The following is a 13,153-nucleotide window of genomic DNA, read 5'->3' on the forward strand; positions in this document are numbered from 1 at the left end:
TCATTGTGGCGCACTCATTTGACAGCGGTGCTGCTGCCAGCGCAGCGCCTCCTCGGCCGCCATCGGGCGGGCCAGGTAATAGCCCTGGATCAGGTCGCAGTGCATGGCCTGCAGCATGTCCCACTGCGCCTTGGTTTCCACCCCTTCCGCCACCGTGCGCAGGTTCAGGCTGCGCCCCATCTGGATGATGGCCTGGATCAGGCTGACGTCGTCGGCATCCTGGGGCGTGTCCTTGACGAAGGAGCGGTCGATCTTGATCTTGTCCAGCGGATAGCGCTTGAGGTAAGCCAGCGAGGAGTAGCCGGTGCCAAAGTCGTCGATCGACAGGCGCACGCCCAGTTGCCGCAGCGCCTGCAGCGTGTGCAGCACATGCTCGGACTGCTTCATCAGTGTGGTTTCGGTCAGCTCGATCTCCAGCCATTGCGGGTCGATGCCGGTGTCGGCCAGCACCAGTTGCACCTCCTCGACCAGGGTGCGCTGGTTGAATTCGGTGGCGGACATGTTCACCGCCACCACCACGGGCGGCAGGCCGGCATCGCGCCAGGCGCGCAGCTGCTTGCAGGCGGCGCGCATCACCCAGCGGTCGACCAGGGAGATCAGGCCCCGCGCCTCGGCAAAGCCGATGAACTCGGCCGGCGGCAGCAGGCCGCGCTGCGGGTGCTGCCAGCGCACCAGGGCCTCGAAGCCCTCCAGTCGGTTGGTGGCCAGGTTCCACAGTGGCTGGAAGTGCAGCACCAGCCCCTGGTCATTGGCCACGGCCTCGCGCAGCAGGCGGTCCTGCACCAGCAGGCGGCTGGGGCGCACCTGCAGGTGGGCGCTGTAGTACTGCAGGTGGCCCTGGCCCAGGCTTTTGGCGGCCTCCATGGCGGCGCTGGCGTTGAGCATCAGCTCCTCGGCCGTGCTGCCGTCCTCGGGGTAGATGCTGACGCCGATCGAGGCCGGCAGGTTCACCGCCTCCTTGGGCAGCACATAGGGCTTGTTCAGCGCGAAGCGCAGTTCACGCAGGATGCAGTCGGGCTGGCAGGCAGTCAGCGGCGAGGCCAGCACCAGCACGTACTCGTCGGCGCCCAGCCGGGCGACCAAGTCGTCGGGGTGGACCTTGCTGCGCATGCGGCGTGCGGCATCGATCAGCAGCTTGTCCCCGGCGTCGTGACCCAGCGAGTCGTTGACGTCCTTGAAGCGGTCCAGGTCCACGTACAGCACGGCAATGTGCTGCTGCGTACGCTCGGCCTGCAGCAGCACCTGGCGCAACTGCTGCATCAGCCCCTGGCGGTTGGGCAGGCGGGTCAGCGGGTCGTGGTTGGCCAGGAAGTAGACCTCGGCCTCGGCGCGCTTGCGCTCGGTGATGTCGTTGAGCACCAGCATGCCGTAGGTGTCCCCATCCTCGGGCAGCAGGTGAACGGCGATTTCCACGTCCAGTTCCTGGCCGCCGTGGTGCAGCAGGCGGGTTTCGTGGGCGTGCTCCGTGCCTTGGTCGATCAGGCTTTGGGCCTCGGCGCGCAGCACGTGGGGCAGCAGGTGCACCACCGGGCGGTCCAGCAGCTGGTGCAGCGGGTAGCCGGTCAGGGCGATGGCGGCCGGGTTGGCGTCGAACACCCGGCCCTGGCGGAAGAAGATGATGGCCTCCCGCGTGGCGCGGGCGTAGCGCTGCAGCCGCGTGTCGCTGTCCTGCACCATCTGCAGGGCGTCGGTGTGCGACAGGTCCTGCAGCGGAATCACCACGATGGCGCGCACCGCGCCGTGTTGCACGTCGGCCACCAGTTGGGTGGGGACGGCCTGCTGGCGGGCAAAGCGCAGCGGGGTCTGCAGGCTGGTGCCGGGCTGCGGGCTGTCGGCCAGGCGTTCCAGCTCGCACTTCCACTCGTTCCAGGTGCAGGGGGACAGATAGCTTTGCGGCGCCTTGTCCAGCAGCTCCTGGCTGGGCATCTCCAGCAGCCGGGCGTAGGTGGCGGTGGCCCAGATGCACCGTCCGCCCGGCCATTGCAGGTAGGCCATGGGCGTGCCGGTGGCCACGGCCACGGCGTGCAGCAGGTCGTGCGGCGGAACGAGGGGGGCACGTGGGGGCACGTTGCTCATGAGACAGATGGGCTTGAGAAGGGCGGTGGTGGCGAGCGGGCGCAAGGCCCGGCTTGCATGGACAATCACCATCCATGCAAGAAGAGCCGTGGGTATACCCAAAGCCCGGTGACTGCGTTTTGCGTTACGGCAAGGCGCGCCGCCGATCGCTGCCGTTGGAACAGTTTGTGCCGGGTCTCCCGGACCAACGGCGGTGCCATTGAAAACCGCAGCTGTCTGCGCGCCCAGGGATTGGCTTCTGGGGTGTTTTGGCCTGAATTGCCAGATAGGGCGAGCGCAGGCAGCTATGAAATTGTGAGATTGGTGTGATCACTGTGTTGCAACGCGTGCGCGCCGCGCATGTCGAAATCGACGGTCAGGTGGTGGGGCGGATCGGCGTGGGCCTGTTGGCCCTGGTGTGTGCCGAGCAGGGCGACACCGAGCAGGAGGCCGACAAGCTGCTGGTCAAGGTTCTGAAGCTGCGCATCTTCAGCGACGCCGAGGGCAAGATGAACCGCAGCGTGCAGGACGTGGGCGGCGGGCTGCTCATCGTCAGCCAGTTCACGCTGGCGGCCGATGCCAGCGGCGGCAACCGGCCCAGCTTCACCCAGGCGGCACGGCCCGAGGCGGGGCGGCGCCTGTACGAGCATGTGGTGCAGCAGGCCCGGCGCCTGCACCCCGTGGTGCAGACCGGCGAGTTTGGCGCCGACATGCAGGTGCACCTGGTCAACGACGGGCCGGTGACGATTCCCCTGCGCATCGCTCCCCCTGCCGCGGCCTGAGCCTGGCACGCCGGCCAGGGCTCGATTACAATCTGGCCCTCTTTTCCTTCCGAGGAGCGTTGCAGCGTGCACCCGATGGGCGGTGCCGTGAGGCTCGGAAGGGCAGCAGACCGTGGTCACGCGGCCTCGCTCCTAGGCAACGACGCTCACCCACGCTTTCTGTGCGGTGAGGCCTCTGTCATCAGCCCCCAATCCCCAGAACGTGGTTTTTTCAAGTTGTTTTCCGCACCGGAGAAACCATGAGCAATACCCAAGACCGCGCAATCGCCGACATTTCCCTGGCCGACTGGGGCCGCAAGGAAATCAGGATTGCCGAAACCGAAATGCCCGGCCTGATGGCCATCCGCGAAGAGTTCGCTGCAGCCCAGCCCCTGAAGGGCGCGCGCATCACCGGCTCGCTGCACATGACCATCCAGACGGCCGTGCTGATCGAAACGCTGAAGGCCCTGGGCGCCGATGTGCGCTGGGCGTCGTGCAACATCTTCTCGACGCAAGACCACGCTGCCGCTGCGATCGCCGCCACCGGCACGCCCGTGTTCGCCATCAAGGGTGAATCGCTGGAAGACTACTGGGACTACACCCACCGCATCTTCGAATTCGGCGCCGCCGGCACCGAAGGCGAAGGCCCCAACATGATCCTGGACGATGGTGGCGATGCCACCATGCTGATGCACCTGGGCCAGAAGGCCGAGAAGGACCTGTCCGTGCTGGCCAACCCCGGCTCGGAAGAAGAGCGCATCGTGTTTGCCGCCATCAAGGCCAAGCTGGCCGTGGACCCCACCTGGTACACCCGCAAGTCGGCCCAGATCATCGGCGTGACCGAAGAGACCACCACCGGCGTGCACCGCCTGAACGAAATGAGTGCCAAGGGCACGCTGCTGTTCCGCGCCATCAACGTCAACGACTCGGTGACCAAGTCCAAGTTCGACAACCTGTACGGCTGCCGCGAATCCCTGGTGGACGGTATCAAGCGCGCCACCGACGTGATGATCGCCGGCAAGGTCGCCTGCGTGGCCGGCTACGGTGACGTGGGCAAGGGCTCGGCCCAGGCCCTGCGCGCGCTGTCGGCCCAAGTGTGGGTGACCGAGATCGACCCCATCAACGCCCTGCAGGCCGCCATGGAAGGCTACAAGGTCGTGACCATGGAGTACGCCGCCGACAAGGCTGACATCTTCGTGACCACCACTGGCAACAAGGACATCATCCGCCACGAGCACATGGTGGCCATGAAGGACCAGGCCATCGTCTGCAACATCGGTCACTTCGACAACGAAATCGACGTGGCTTCGATCGAGCAGTACCAGTGGGAAGAAGTGAAGCCCCAGGTGGACCAGATCACCTTCCCCGACGGCAAGAAGATCACCCTGCTGGCCAAGGGTCGCCTGGTGAACCTGGGCTGCGCCACCGGCCACCCCAGCTTCGTGATGTCGTCCTCGTTCGCCAACCAGACCATCGCCCAGATCGAGCTGTTCACCAAGCCGGCCGAGTACCAAACCGGCAAGGTCTACGTGCTGCCCAAGGTCCTGGACGAAAAGGTCGCGCGCCTGCACCTGAAGAAGGTCGGCGCCATGCTGACCGAGCTGACCGATGAGCAAGCCGCCTACATCGGTGTGAACAAGCAAGGCCCTTACAAGCCTGACACCTACCGCTACTGATCATGGCGGACCGGAGCCGCGGCAGGGGCCGTGGCTCTGCCCCGGGTACATATCCATTTTTGATAGCTGCATGTGCAGACTGGATGTGCGCTCGGGGCCTGTTTGAGTATTAAAGGAAAGACGCTATGCGCGCAGATGTATTTTTGGTGGACCACGGCTACGCCACCACCCGCTCCCAAGCGCAGCGCCTGATCGCTTCGGGCGTGGAATGGCGCCTGACGCCACTGGCCCCGTGGAAGAAGGTTGCCAAGAACGGTGACGACATTCCCGCGGGCGTCGAGCTCAAGCTGCTCGACAACGCCGAGGCCAAGTACATCTCGCGCGGCGGCCTGAAGCTCGAAGGCGCGCTGGAGGCCACCGGCCTGAAGGTCGACGGCCTGCGCTGCCTGGACGTGGGCCAGAGCACCGGCGGCTTCACCGACTGCTTGCTGCAGCGCGGTGCGGCCCAGGTGATCGGCGTGGACGTGGGTCACGGCCAGCTGCACGAGCGCCTGCGCGCCGATGTGCGCGTGGTCTGCGTGGAGGGCATGAACGCCCGCGCCATGACCGCCGAGGTGCTGCAAGACGCCTGCGAAGAAGTGATCTCCGAGCGCTGGGAAGAGGAAGAAGACAACGACACCCAGCCCAAGGCGCCCTACGCCTGGATGCGCAACGGCGGCCAGGTCGACGAGGACTACGACGACAGCAATGACGCCAAGGACAGCGACATCGAGGCCTTCAAGGCCGAGCGCGCGGCCAAGGCCAAGGCGCGCGAAGAGGGCACCGTGCCGACCGAGCGCCGCCGCAAGGCGGAATACGCCGAGGTGGACACCACGCCCCTGTTCGACTTCGTCACCGGCGATGTGTCCTTCATTTCGCTGACCCTGGTGCTGCCCGCCGTGGTGCGCCTGCTCAAGCCGCACGGCCAGTTGCTGATGCTGGTCAAGCCCCAGTTCGAACTGCAGCCTGGCCAGATCGGCAAGGGCGGCATCGTGCGCGAGCCGGCCCACTTCCAGGAAGTGGAAGAGCGCGTGCGCACCTGCCTGACCGAGCTGGGTCTGGAGGTCAAGGCCTGGATGGAATCCGCCATCGAAGGTGGCGACGGCAACCGTGAGTTCTTCATCCATGCGGTGCAAGGCCAGACCATCAAGGACCTGGGCGAGCCCCTGCCCGATCAGCCCGCCGCGCCGGCCGCCAAGCGCGTGTCGCGCACGGTGCTGCGCGAGCTCAAGCGCATCGACGTGATCGACGACGAGGAAGACGGCTACAACGTCCCCGGCCCGGCCCGGCCCAAGCGCAAGAACACCAAGAAATACTGACGGTGGAACCCGGGGGCCGCATGACTGCAGGCCCCTGGCCGTGACCCCAGACCGCCAACAGCCTGCCGGGAGGGCAGGCGAGGAGAGATGAACGTGGTAAACGCAAACCCCAGCAGCTTCCCCATCAGCTTCGAGTTTTTTCCCACCAAGACGCCCGAAGGCGCGGCCAAGCATGTGCAGGTGCGCCAGGACCTGTACGCGCGCAAGCCCGAGTTCTGCTCGGTAACCTATGGCGCGGGTGGCTCCACGCAGGCCGGCACCTTCAGCATGGTGCGCGACATCCAGGCCGAAGGCATGCAGGCGGCTTCGCACTTTTCCTGCATCGGCGCGACCAGCGACAAGGTGCGCGCGGAGCTGCAGCAGCTCCAGGACATGGGGGTGCGGCGCATCGTGGCGCTGCGCGGCGACCTGCCCAGCGGCTATGGCCTGGGCGGTGAATTCCACTACGCCAGCGACCTGGTGGCCTTCATCCGCCGCGAGTTCGGCGACTGGTTCCACATCGAGGTGGCGGCCTACCCCGAGACCCACCCCCAGGCCCGCTCGCCCGAGGCGGACCTGAAAGCTTTTGCTACAAAAATCCAGGCCGGCGCCAACTCCGGAATCACCCAATATTTCTACAATGCGGACGCTTATTTTCGTTTTGTCGAGGGGATTCAAGCACTTGGCGTGTCGGCTCCGGTGGTTCCGGGTATCATGCCGATCACCAATTCCTCCCAACTCATGCGCTTTTCCGATGCGACAGGCGCTGAGATTCCCCGCTGGATCCGCCTGCGCCTGCAGGCCTACGGGGACGACGTGACCTCCATCCGGGCCTTCGGTCTGGACGTGGTCACTCGCTTGTGCGAGCAGCTGCGCGACCAAGGCGCACCCGGCTTGCACTTTTATACGATGAACCAGAGCGCTGCCACTTTGGAGCTGTGTGACCGTTTGGGCCTGTAAACCGGCTTGTGCGTGACCCTGACCCTGTGGTGCGGCTTTTTGAGCGCTCACCGTGAGAAGGGTTAGACCATGTCCGCACTTGCGTGCCAGCCTGCTGCCACCGCCAATGTGTATCTGAAGTTTTCGCTGCGCCGCAGCGCCTGGCATGCGGCTTCCGTGCTGCTGGCCTCGCTGCTCAGCGCCTGCGCACCGCTGCCCCCGGCCACCGAGGCGGCTTCGGTCAGTGTCCCTTCCGTCACCAGCACCGCACCGCGCGCCAGCGGCCGCACCGGCTCTGAAGCCCTGGCCCGCATGGCGCCGCCTGCGCTGCGTCCCGATCGCCTGGGCGATCCCGCCAAGGCCGTGCAGCAAAGCCTGTACGACCTGGAGCTGCCCGAGGTGGATCAGCAGGGCATTGCCTCCTGGTACGGCCCGGGCTTCCATGGCCGCAAGACGGCCAACGGCGAGCGCTTCAACCAGTACGAGCTGACCGCAGCCCACCCCACCTACGAATTCGGCACCCAGCTGTGCGTGCGCAGCAAGAGCACCGGCCAGGCCGTGGTGGTGCGCGTGAACGACCGGGGCCCGTTCGCCAAGAACCGCGTGATCGACCTGAGCAAGGCCGCGGCCGAGGAGCTCGGCATGCTGGGTAAGGGTGTGAAGACCGTGGAAATCTACAAGCTGGACGACGGCCAGGACAGCTGCCCCGAGGCGCTGCTGGCGGCCAACAACTGAGGGGGATCACCGGCGCGTCCAGCGTGCCGCCCGGGCGTGGGTGAAAAAAAGGAGCTGTCAGCGCTTGTCATTCTTGGATTTCATGGTCTTTGGGTCCTGAAATCCTTGAAAAGACAGCGCTGACAGCTCCTTTTTTATGCAGCGTTGGGACCTGCCATGCAGTCGGTCCGAGAGGATTCGCCGCGCTTATTGCGCTTGCCGTGCGGCGTGCCTGGCCAGGCCGTGGCCCTGCTGCGGCGCGGCCTGGGGGCACCTCCCCGGGGCCTTGCCGCGCCTGGTTCGTGTTTACTCACCGTATTCCAGGGTGTGCGTGGCGTTCTTGTCCTGGGCCAGCAGTTGCTGCATCTGCGGCAGGGCTTCCTTCAGCGCCGCGCGCAGCGTGAACGGCGGGTTGATCAGGAACATGCCGCTGGCGGGCAGGCCGGGGCGCTTGGCCTCGGTGGTGTTGCCCCAGTCGTTCACCTCGCTGCGCAGCTTGCTGCCCTTGACCGTGAGTGTGGCGTGCAGCCAGCCCTTGCCGGCCTTGGTGGCGATGGTCTTCAGGCGCTTGGGCAGGTCGTGCGCATCCTGGCGCGGGATGATGGGGTACCAGACCGCGTAGGTGCCGGTGGCAAAGCGCACCAACGCGTCTTCGATCATGCTGATCACGCGGCCGTAGTCGGTCTTCATCTCGTAGCTGGGGTCGCACAGCAGAAAGCCGCGGCGCGAGGGCGGGGGCAGGAAGCGCTTGACGCCGGTGAAGCCGTCCTCCATCAGTACTTCCACCTGCTTGCCGGCATCCAGCTGTGCCATGTTGCCGTCCAGCGCGCGCCAGTCGGTCGGGTGCAGCTCGAACAGGCGCAGCTTGTCCTGCGGGCGCAGCAGGCTGTGGGTGATGAAGGGCGAGCCGGGGTAGGTCTTCACGCCCTTGCCCTGGTTCACGCTGCGCACGGTCTGCACATAGGCGCGCAGGGCTGGTGTCAGCTGTGCTTCGGGCACGTCGATCAGGCGGGCGATGCCGTCCTTGGCCTCGCCGCTGGTGCTGGCGAAGTCGCCGTCCAGGCGGTACAGGCCGGCGCCGGCGTGCGTGTCGATCACGCTGATGGCCGTGTCCTTCTGGGCCATGTGCTGCAGGGCGGCGATCAGGACGGTGTGCTTGAGGACGTCGGCGTGGTTGCCGGCGTGAAAGCCGTGGCGGTAGCTGAACATAGGTCGTAATTCTTTGCTTGGCAGTGCGGCAGCCGGGCTGCAGCGGGGCAGGCGGCCCGGGGCCGCAGGGATGGGGTCCAGTGTCTGGGGATTCGTGCGCGTGTGCCTAAATCCACATGCCGACAAAGGTGCATGGCCGTATTGGACGCTATTTTGTATAATGGCGGGCTTCGCAGCGATTTTATGGGTCCCGCGGCGAAGTGTTTGGGAGCGATCCCAGGCAGTCCCCGCCTAAGAGGCTTCCTGTTCCAGCGATGGAGTCAAGAAGAAGCACCGACCGCGGAAAAGGATCCGCCAAACCCTCTAGAAAGAGCAATCTCATGTCTACATTCAGCGCAAAGCCCGCTGAGGTGCAACACGAGTGGTTTGTGATTGACGCCACCGATAAGGTGCTCGGACGTGTCGCCAGCGAAGTGGCACTCCGTCTGCGCGGCAAGCACAAGGCCATCTACACACCTCACGTTGACACCGGCGACTACATCGTCATCATCAACGCCTCCAAGCTCAAGGTCACTGGCACCAAGAACCTGGACAAGGTGTACTACCGTCACTCCGGTTTCCCCGGCGGCATCACTGCCACCAACTTCCGCGACCTGCAGGCTAAGTTCCCTGGCCGCGCTCTGGAAAAGGCCGTCAAGGGCATGCTGCCCAAGGGTCCCCTGGGCTACGCCATGATCAAGAAGCTGAAGGTGTACGGCGGTGCTGAGCACCCCCATACCGCACAGCAGCCTAAGGCTCTGGAAATCTAAGGAGACTTGAATGATTGGTGATTGGAACAACGGTACCGGCCGTCGCAAGTCTAGCGTCGCTCGTGTATTCCTGAAGAAGGGCTCCGGCAAGATCACTGTGAATGGCAAAGACATTCAACAGTACTTCGGCCGCGAAACCTCCATCATGATTGCGAAGCAGCCTCTGGTGCTGACTGGTAACGTCGAAGCATTCGACATCCAGATCAACGTCCACGGCGGCGGCGAATCCGGTCAGGCTGGCGCTGCCCGCCACGGCATCACACGTGCCCTGATCGACTACGACGCGGCCCTGAAGCCAGCACTGAGCCAAGCCGGCTTCGTGACTCGCGACGCCCGTGAAGTCGAGCGTAAGAAGGTCGGTCTGCGTGGTGCACGTCGCGCCAAGCAGTTCTCGAAGCGTTAATTCGTTTCAGACCTCGGCAGGCTGTTCTTCGGAACGGCCTTGCCACAAAAAAGCCGCTGGGCCTTCGGGTCGGGCGGCTTTTTTGTGGGATGACGTCCCGTGGTCCGCTGGCAACAGTGGGTCTGGGCAATGCCCCCACTGCCACTGCCGTCAAACGCGCCGGGGACCGAATTCCCGAGCGGATTGCAGTACCATTCGAGCCGATTTCAGAGACCACTCGGAGTATCCCCATGAGCGCCGTTGCCGAACAACAAGTCACAGACATGCCTGATCCCATCGTTTTCACCGACAGCGCGGCTGCCAAGGTGGCGGATCTGATCGCGGAAGAAGGCAATCCCGATCTGAAGCTGCGTGTCTTTGTGCAGGGCGGTGGTTGCTCCGGCTTCCAGTATGGTTTCACCTTCGATGAGATCACCAACGACGACGACACCACCATGACCAAGAATGGCGTGTCGCTGCTGATCGATGCCATGAGCTACCAGTACCTGATCGGTGCTGAGATCGACTACAAGGAAGACCTGCAGGGCGCGCAGTTCGTGATCAAGAACCCCAACGCCAGCACCACCTGCGGCTGCGGTTCCAGCTTCTCGGTCTGATCCCGAGGTGGCGGATCTGCAGGATTCGCGCTCTCCTTCCAAGAAGCCGCTGCCTCCAGCGGCTTTTTTGTATTCAAATTGGGGTTTTGCCCTGATCCAGCCTGCGAAGTCAGCTCATCTTTTTATCCATGAACGCAGTCCCCCCCACTTCTTCCATGGCAAGTGAACGCCTGTTGTGGCTGGTCGCGGTCGGCTTTTTCATGCAGACGCTGGATGCCACCATCCTGAACACGGCCCTGCCCAGCATGGCCGCATCGCTGGGGGAAAGTCCGCTGCAGATGCAGTCGGTGATCGTGGCGTATGCCCTGACCACGGCCATGCTGATCCCGGCCACGGGCTGGGTGGCGGACCGGTTTGGCACGCGCCGCATCTACACCGCCGCCATGGCCTTGTTCGTGCTGGGCTCGGTGCTGTGCGCGTTGGCTCCGTCGCTGCAGTTCCTGGTGGTGGCGCGCGTGGTGCAGGGGGTGGGCGGCGCCATGATGCTGCCGGTCGGGCGGCTGGCGGTGCTGCGGGCCTATCCGCGCGATGCCTTCATCCGGGCCATGAGTTTCATCGCCATCCCGGGGCAGGTGGGGCCGCTGCTGGGCCCCGCCCTGGGCGGCTGGCTGGTGGAATATGCCTCCTGGCACTGGATTTTCTGGATCAATGTGCCCGTCGGGGTGGTCGGCATCTGGGCGGCCTGGCGCTGGATGCCCAAGTCGGATGCACAGCCGCCTCGGCCGTTTGACGGGGTGGGCTTCAGCCTGCTGGCCACGGGCATGGTCGGGGTGTCGCTGGCCCTGGATGGCTTGTCGGGCATCGGCATGGGGCGCGCGCTGGTGACGGTGCTGCTGGTCTTCGGCATGGCCAGCCTGGCGGCCTACTGGCTGCATGCGCTGCGCACGCCCACGCCGCTGTTTGCGCCGGCGCTGTTCCAGGTGCGCTCGCTGCGCGTCGGCCTGATGGGCAATCTGTTCGCGCGCCTGGGCAGTGGCGCGGCGCCATTCCTGGTGCCGCTGATGCTGCAGGTGGGGCTGGGTCTGTCGCCGTTCCATGCCGGCAGCATGATGCTGGCCATGGTCATCGGCAGCATGCTGGTCAAGCGCATGGCCGTGCGCACGGTGCTGCGCCATGGCTACAAGCGTGTGCTGCAGGTGAATTCGTTGCTGCTGGGGCTGATGATTGCCTGCCTGGGCTGGATACATCCGGGGCAGCCGATGTGGTTGATCCTGTTGCAGCTGTTCATCTTCGGTGGCATCAACTCCATGCAGTTCTCGGCCATGAACTCGGTCACGCTCAAGGACATGACCGGCGAGTCCGCCAGCAGCGGCAACAGCCTGTTGTCCATGGTGCAGATGCTGGCTATGAGCATGGGTGTGGCCGTGGCGGGCGCGGTGCTGGCCAGCTATGCCGACCTGTGGCAGGCCCGCGAGGGTTACAAGCTGCTGGCCTTGCAGGCCACCTTCGTCACGGTGGGGGCGATGACGTTGGCGGCCACGCTGGTCTTCAGCCAGCTGGATGCGGACGAGCGCATCACGCCCACGCCCGACCGCCCCGAGGGCTGAGACGGTCCCGCACCCGCGCGGTGCCGCTCAGGCGGGGTAGATCGCGCCCAGAATCCGGGGCCCCTTGGCACCGGTGACCGTCGGCAGGTTGCCCGGCAGGCCTTGCAGGCACTGGCGTGCCAACCAAGCGAAGGCCGCAGCCTCCACCTGCAGCGGGGGGAGTCCCTGGGCGGCGGTGCTGGTGACGGTGTACGCCGGCAGCAGGGCCTGCAGCTGGCGCATCAGCTCGGTATTCAATGCGCCGCCCCCGCAGACCAGCAAGCGGCCGCGGGCCCCCGCGTGGCGCCGCACCGCATCGGCACAGCTGTGGGCGGTCAGCGCGGTCAACGTGGCCTGGACATCCTGGGCCGGGATCTCGACGGCCACGCGCTGCAGCTGCGCCTGCAGCCAGTGCGGGTTAAACAGGTCGCGCCCGGTGCTCTTGGGGGGCGGTTGCTGCAGAAAAGGTTCGGCCAGCAACTGCTGCAGCAAGGCCGGGTGCACCTGACCGCCGGCGGCCCAGCGGCCCTGGTCGTCATAGGCCGCGCCCGTGTGCTGCAGGCACCACCAGTCCATCAGCGCGTTGCCGGGGCCGCAGTCAAAGCCAATGATGGCCGCATCGGCCTGGGTGCTGGGCGGCAGGATGCTGAGGTTGGCAATCCCGCCGATGTTGAGCACCACCGTGGTGGCCTGCGCATCGGCGAAGACGCCCTGGTGAAAGGCCGGGACCAGGGGCGCCCCCTGGCCGGCGGCCGCCACATCGCGGCTGCGCAGGTCGGCGACCACGGTGATGCCCGTGGCTTCGGCCAGCAGCGCGGGGTTTTGCAGTTGCAGGGTGTAGCCCGTGCCGTCGTGCAGCTGGGGCTGGTGGCGCACGGTCTGGCCGTGGGCACCAATCGCCCGGATCGCGCTGGGGGGCAGGTCGGCCTGCTGCAACAGCTGCTGCACCACCACGGCATAGGCGCGGCTGACCGCGTTGCCGGCCAGGGCGGCACGGTGCAGCTCGTTGAGGCCGTCGGGGCTGTTCAAGGCCAGCAGCTCCTGGCGCAAAGGGGTTGGGAAAGGCTGGCTGGCGTAGGCCAGGACCTGCAATGGCTGGTCCGCCTGCCAGCGCACCAGCACGCCATCGACACCGTCGAGGGAGGTGCCCGACATCAGGCCAATAAAGTGTTCAGGCATCGTCATACGCTGCATTCGGGAAAAGAAAAGGGCCTCACGCTGGAGGCCCTGGGGAGTCACTGCGCGCAG

General features: G+C 65.6%; 12 protein-coding genes and 1 riboswitch. Of the genes, 9 read left to right on the plus strand and 3 right to left on the minus strand.

Going from position 1 to position 13,153, the window contains the following annotated elements:
- Window positions 1–2,076, minus strand: coding sequence for a bifunctional diguanylate cyclase/phosphodiesterase (locus FYM52_RS10635; protein ID WP_162524697.1), 2,076 nt, complete (start codon window positions 2,074–2,076; stop codon window positions 1–3).
- Between the two features lie 305 nt (window positions 2,077–2,381).
- Here FYM52_RS10635 and dtd point away from each other — a divergent pair, with 305 nt between their 5' ends.
- From dtd to FYM52_RS10660, 5 genes are all read left to right on the plus strand, one after another.
- Window positions 2,382–2,837, plus strand: a complete 456-nt coding sequence (gene dtd / locus FYM52_RS10640; RefSeq protein ID WP_162524698.1) for a D-aminoacyl-tRNA deacylase — start codon at window positions 2,382–2,384, stop codon at window positions 2,835–2,837.
- A 45-nt stretch (window positions 2,838–2,882) separates the two neighbouring features.
- A riboswitch (S-adenosyl-L-homocysteine riboswitch) is annotated at window positions 2,883–2,992 on the plus strand.
- Window positions 2,993–3,076: 84 nt separating this feature from the next.
- On the plus strand, window positions 3,077–4,492 hold the full coding sequence (gene ahcY / locus FYM52_RS10645; protein ID WP_154164069.1) for an adenosylhomocysteinase: 1,416 nt from the start codon (window positions 3,077–3,079) through the stop codon (window positions 4,490–4,492).
- 125 nt (window positions 4,493–4,617) lie between these two features.
- Window positions 4,618–5,790, plus strand: coding sequence for a TlyA family RNA methyltransferase (locus FYM52_RS10650; protein ID WP_154164070.1), 1,173 nt, complete (start codon window positions 4,618–4,620; stop codon window positions 5,788–5,790).
- 87 nt (window positions 5,791–5,877) lie between these two features.
- On the plus strand, window positions 5,878–6,729 hold the full coding sequence (gene metF, locus FYM52_RS10655; protein ID WP_154164071.1) for a methylenetetrahydrofolate reductase [NAD(P)H]: 852 nt from the start codon (window positions 5,878–5,880) through the stop codon (window positions 6,727–6,729).
- A gap of 69 nt (window positions 6,730–6,798) precedes the next feature.
- Window positions 6,799–7,443 (plus strand): septal ring lytic transglycosylase RlpA family protein, encoded by a 645-nt coding sequence (locus tag FYM52_RS10660; RefSeq protein ID WP_238826175.1) that lies wholly within the window; start codon window positions 6,799–6,801, stop codon window positions 7,441–7,443.
- A 285-nt stretch (window positions 7,444–7,728) separates the two neighbouring features.
- On the opposite strand, the gene FYM52_RS10665 is transcribed toward FYM52_RS10660, so the two are convergent.
- Window positions 7,729–8,631, minus strand: a complete 903-nt coding sequence (locus tag FYM52_RS10665; protein ID WP_154164072.1) for a 23S rRNA (adenine(2030)-N(6))-methyltransferase RlmJ — start codon at window positions 8,629–8,631, stop codon at window positions 7,729–7,731.
- 320 nt (window positions 8,632–8,951) lie between these two features.
- Here FYM52_RS10665 and rplM point away from each other — a divergent pair, with 320 nt between their 5' ends.
- From rplM to mdtD, 4 genes are all read left to right on the plus strand, one after another.
- The gene (gene rplM, locus FYM52_RS10670; protein WP_003059004.1) at window positions 8,952–9,380 is read left to right on the plus strand and encodes a 50S ribosomal protein L13; all 429 of its coding nucleotides are present in this window, start codon (window positions 8,952–8,954) and stop codon (window positions 9,378–9,380) included.
- A gap of 10 nt (window positions 9,381–9,390) precedes the next feature.
- Entirely contained in the window at window positions 9,391–9,783 is a 393-nt protein-coding gene (gene rpsI / locus FYM52_RS10675) for a 30S ribosomal protein S9 (protein ID WP_042418469.1), read from the plus strand.
- Between the two features lie 230 nt (window positions 9,784–10,013).
- Window positions 10,014–10,379, plus strand: coding sequence for an iron-sulfur cluster insertion protein ErpA (gene erpA, locus FYM52_RS10680; RefSeq protein WP_042418472.1), 366 nt, complete (start codon window positions 10,014–10,016; stop codon window positions 10,377–10,379).
- A gap of 155 nt (window positions 10,380–10,534) precedes the next feature.
- Complete coding sequence (gene mdtD / locus FYM52_RS10685; RefSeq protein ID WP_238826176.1) at window positions 10,535–11,926, plus strand: multidrug transporter subunit MdtD; 1,392 nt, start codon at window positions 10,535–10,537, stop codon at window positions 11,924–11,926.
- A 27-nt stretch (window positions 11,927–11,953) separates the two neighbouring features.
- Here the strand turns inward: mdtD and FYM52_RS10690 are convergent, their stop codons facing one another.
- The gene (locus tag FYM52_RS10690) at window positions 11,954–13,084 is read right to left on the minus strand and encodes an anhydro-N-acetylmuramic acid kinase (RefSeq protein WP_154164106.1); all 1,131 of its coding nucleotides are present in this window, start codon (window positions 13,082–13,084) and stop codon (window positions 11,954–11,956) included.
- Window positions 13,085–13,153: the final 69 nt, after the last annotated feature.

The organism is Comamonas sp. CAH-2, from assembly GCF_009668305.1.
Classification (GTDB): domain Bacteria; phylum Pseudomonadota; class Gammaproteobacteria; order Burkholderiales; family Burkholderiaceae_C; genus Comamonas; species Comamonas aquatica.

Excerpts from the sequence above, each read along its gene's own strand:
- FYM52_RS10665 (WP_154164072.1), bottom strand. The coding sequence starts at position 8,631 with ATGTTCAGCTACCGCCACGGCTTTCACGCCGGCAACCACGCCGACGTC.
- erpA (WP_042418472.1), top strand. The coding sequence starts at position 10,014 with ATGAGCGCCGTTGCCGAACAACAAGTCACAGACATGCCTGATCCCATC.
- FYM52_RS10650 (WP_154164070.1), top strand. The coding sequence starts at position 4,618 with ATGCGCGCAGATGTATTTTTGGTGGACCACGGCTACGCCACCACCCGC.
- ahcY (WP_154164069.1), top strand. The coding sequence starts at position 3,077 with ATGAGCAATACCCAAGACCGCGCAATCGCCGACATTTCCCTGGCCGAC.
- mdtD (WP_238826176.1), top strand. The coding sequence starts at position 10,535 with ATGGCAAGTGAACGCCTGTTGTGGCTGGTCGCGGTCGGCTTTTTCATG.
- FYM52_RS10660 (WP_238826175.1), top strand. The coding sequence starts at position 6,799 with ATGTCCGCACTTGCGTGCCAGCCTGCTGCCACCGCCAATGTGTATCTG.
- rplM (WP_003059004.1), top strand. The coding sequence starts at position 8,952 with ATGTCTACATTCAGCGCAAAGCCCGCTGAGGTGCAACACGAGTGGTTT.
- metF (WP_154164071.1), top strand. The coding sequence starts at position 5,878 with ATGAACGTGGTAAACGCAAACCCCAGCAGCTTCCCCATCAGCTTCGAG.
- FYM52_RS10635 (WP_162524697.1), bottom strand. The coding sequence starts at position 2,076 with ATGAGCAACGTGCCCCCACGTGCCCCCCTCGTTCCGCCGCACGACCTG.
- FYM52_RS10690 (WP_154164106.1), bottom strand. The coding sequence starts at position 13,084 with ATGCCTGAACACTTTATTGGCCTGATGTCGGGCACCTCCCTCGACGGT.
- rpsI (WP_042418469.1), top strand. The coding sequence starts at position 9,391 with ATGATTGGTGATTGGAACAACGGTACCGGCCGTCGCAAGTCTAGCGTC.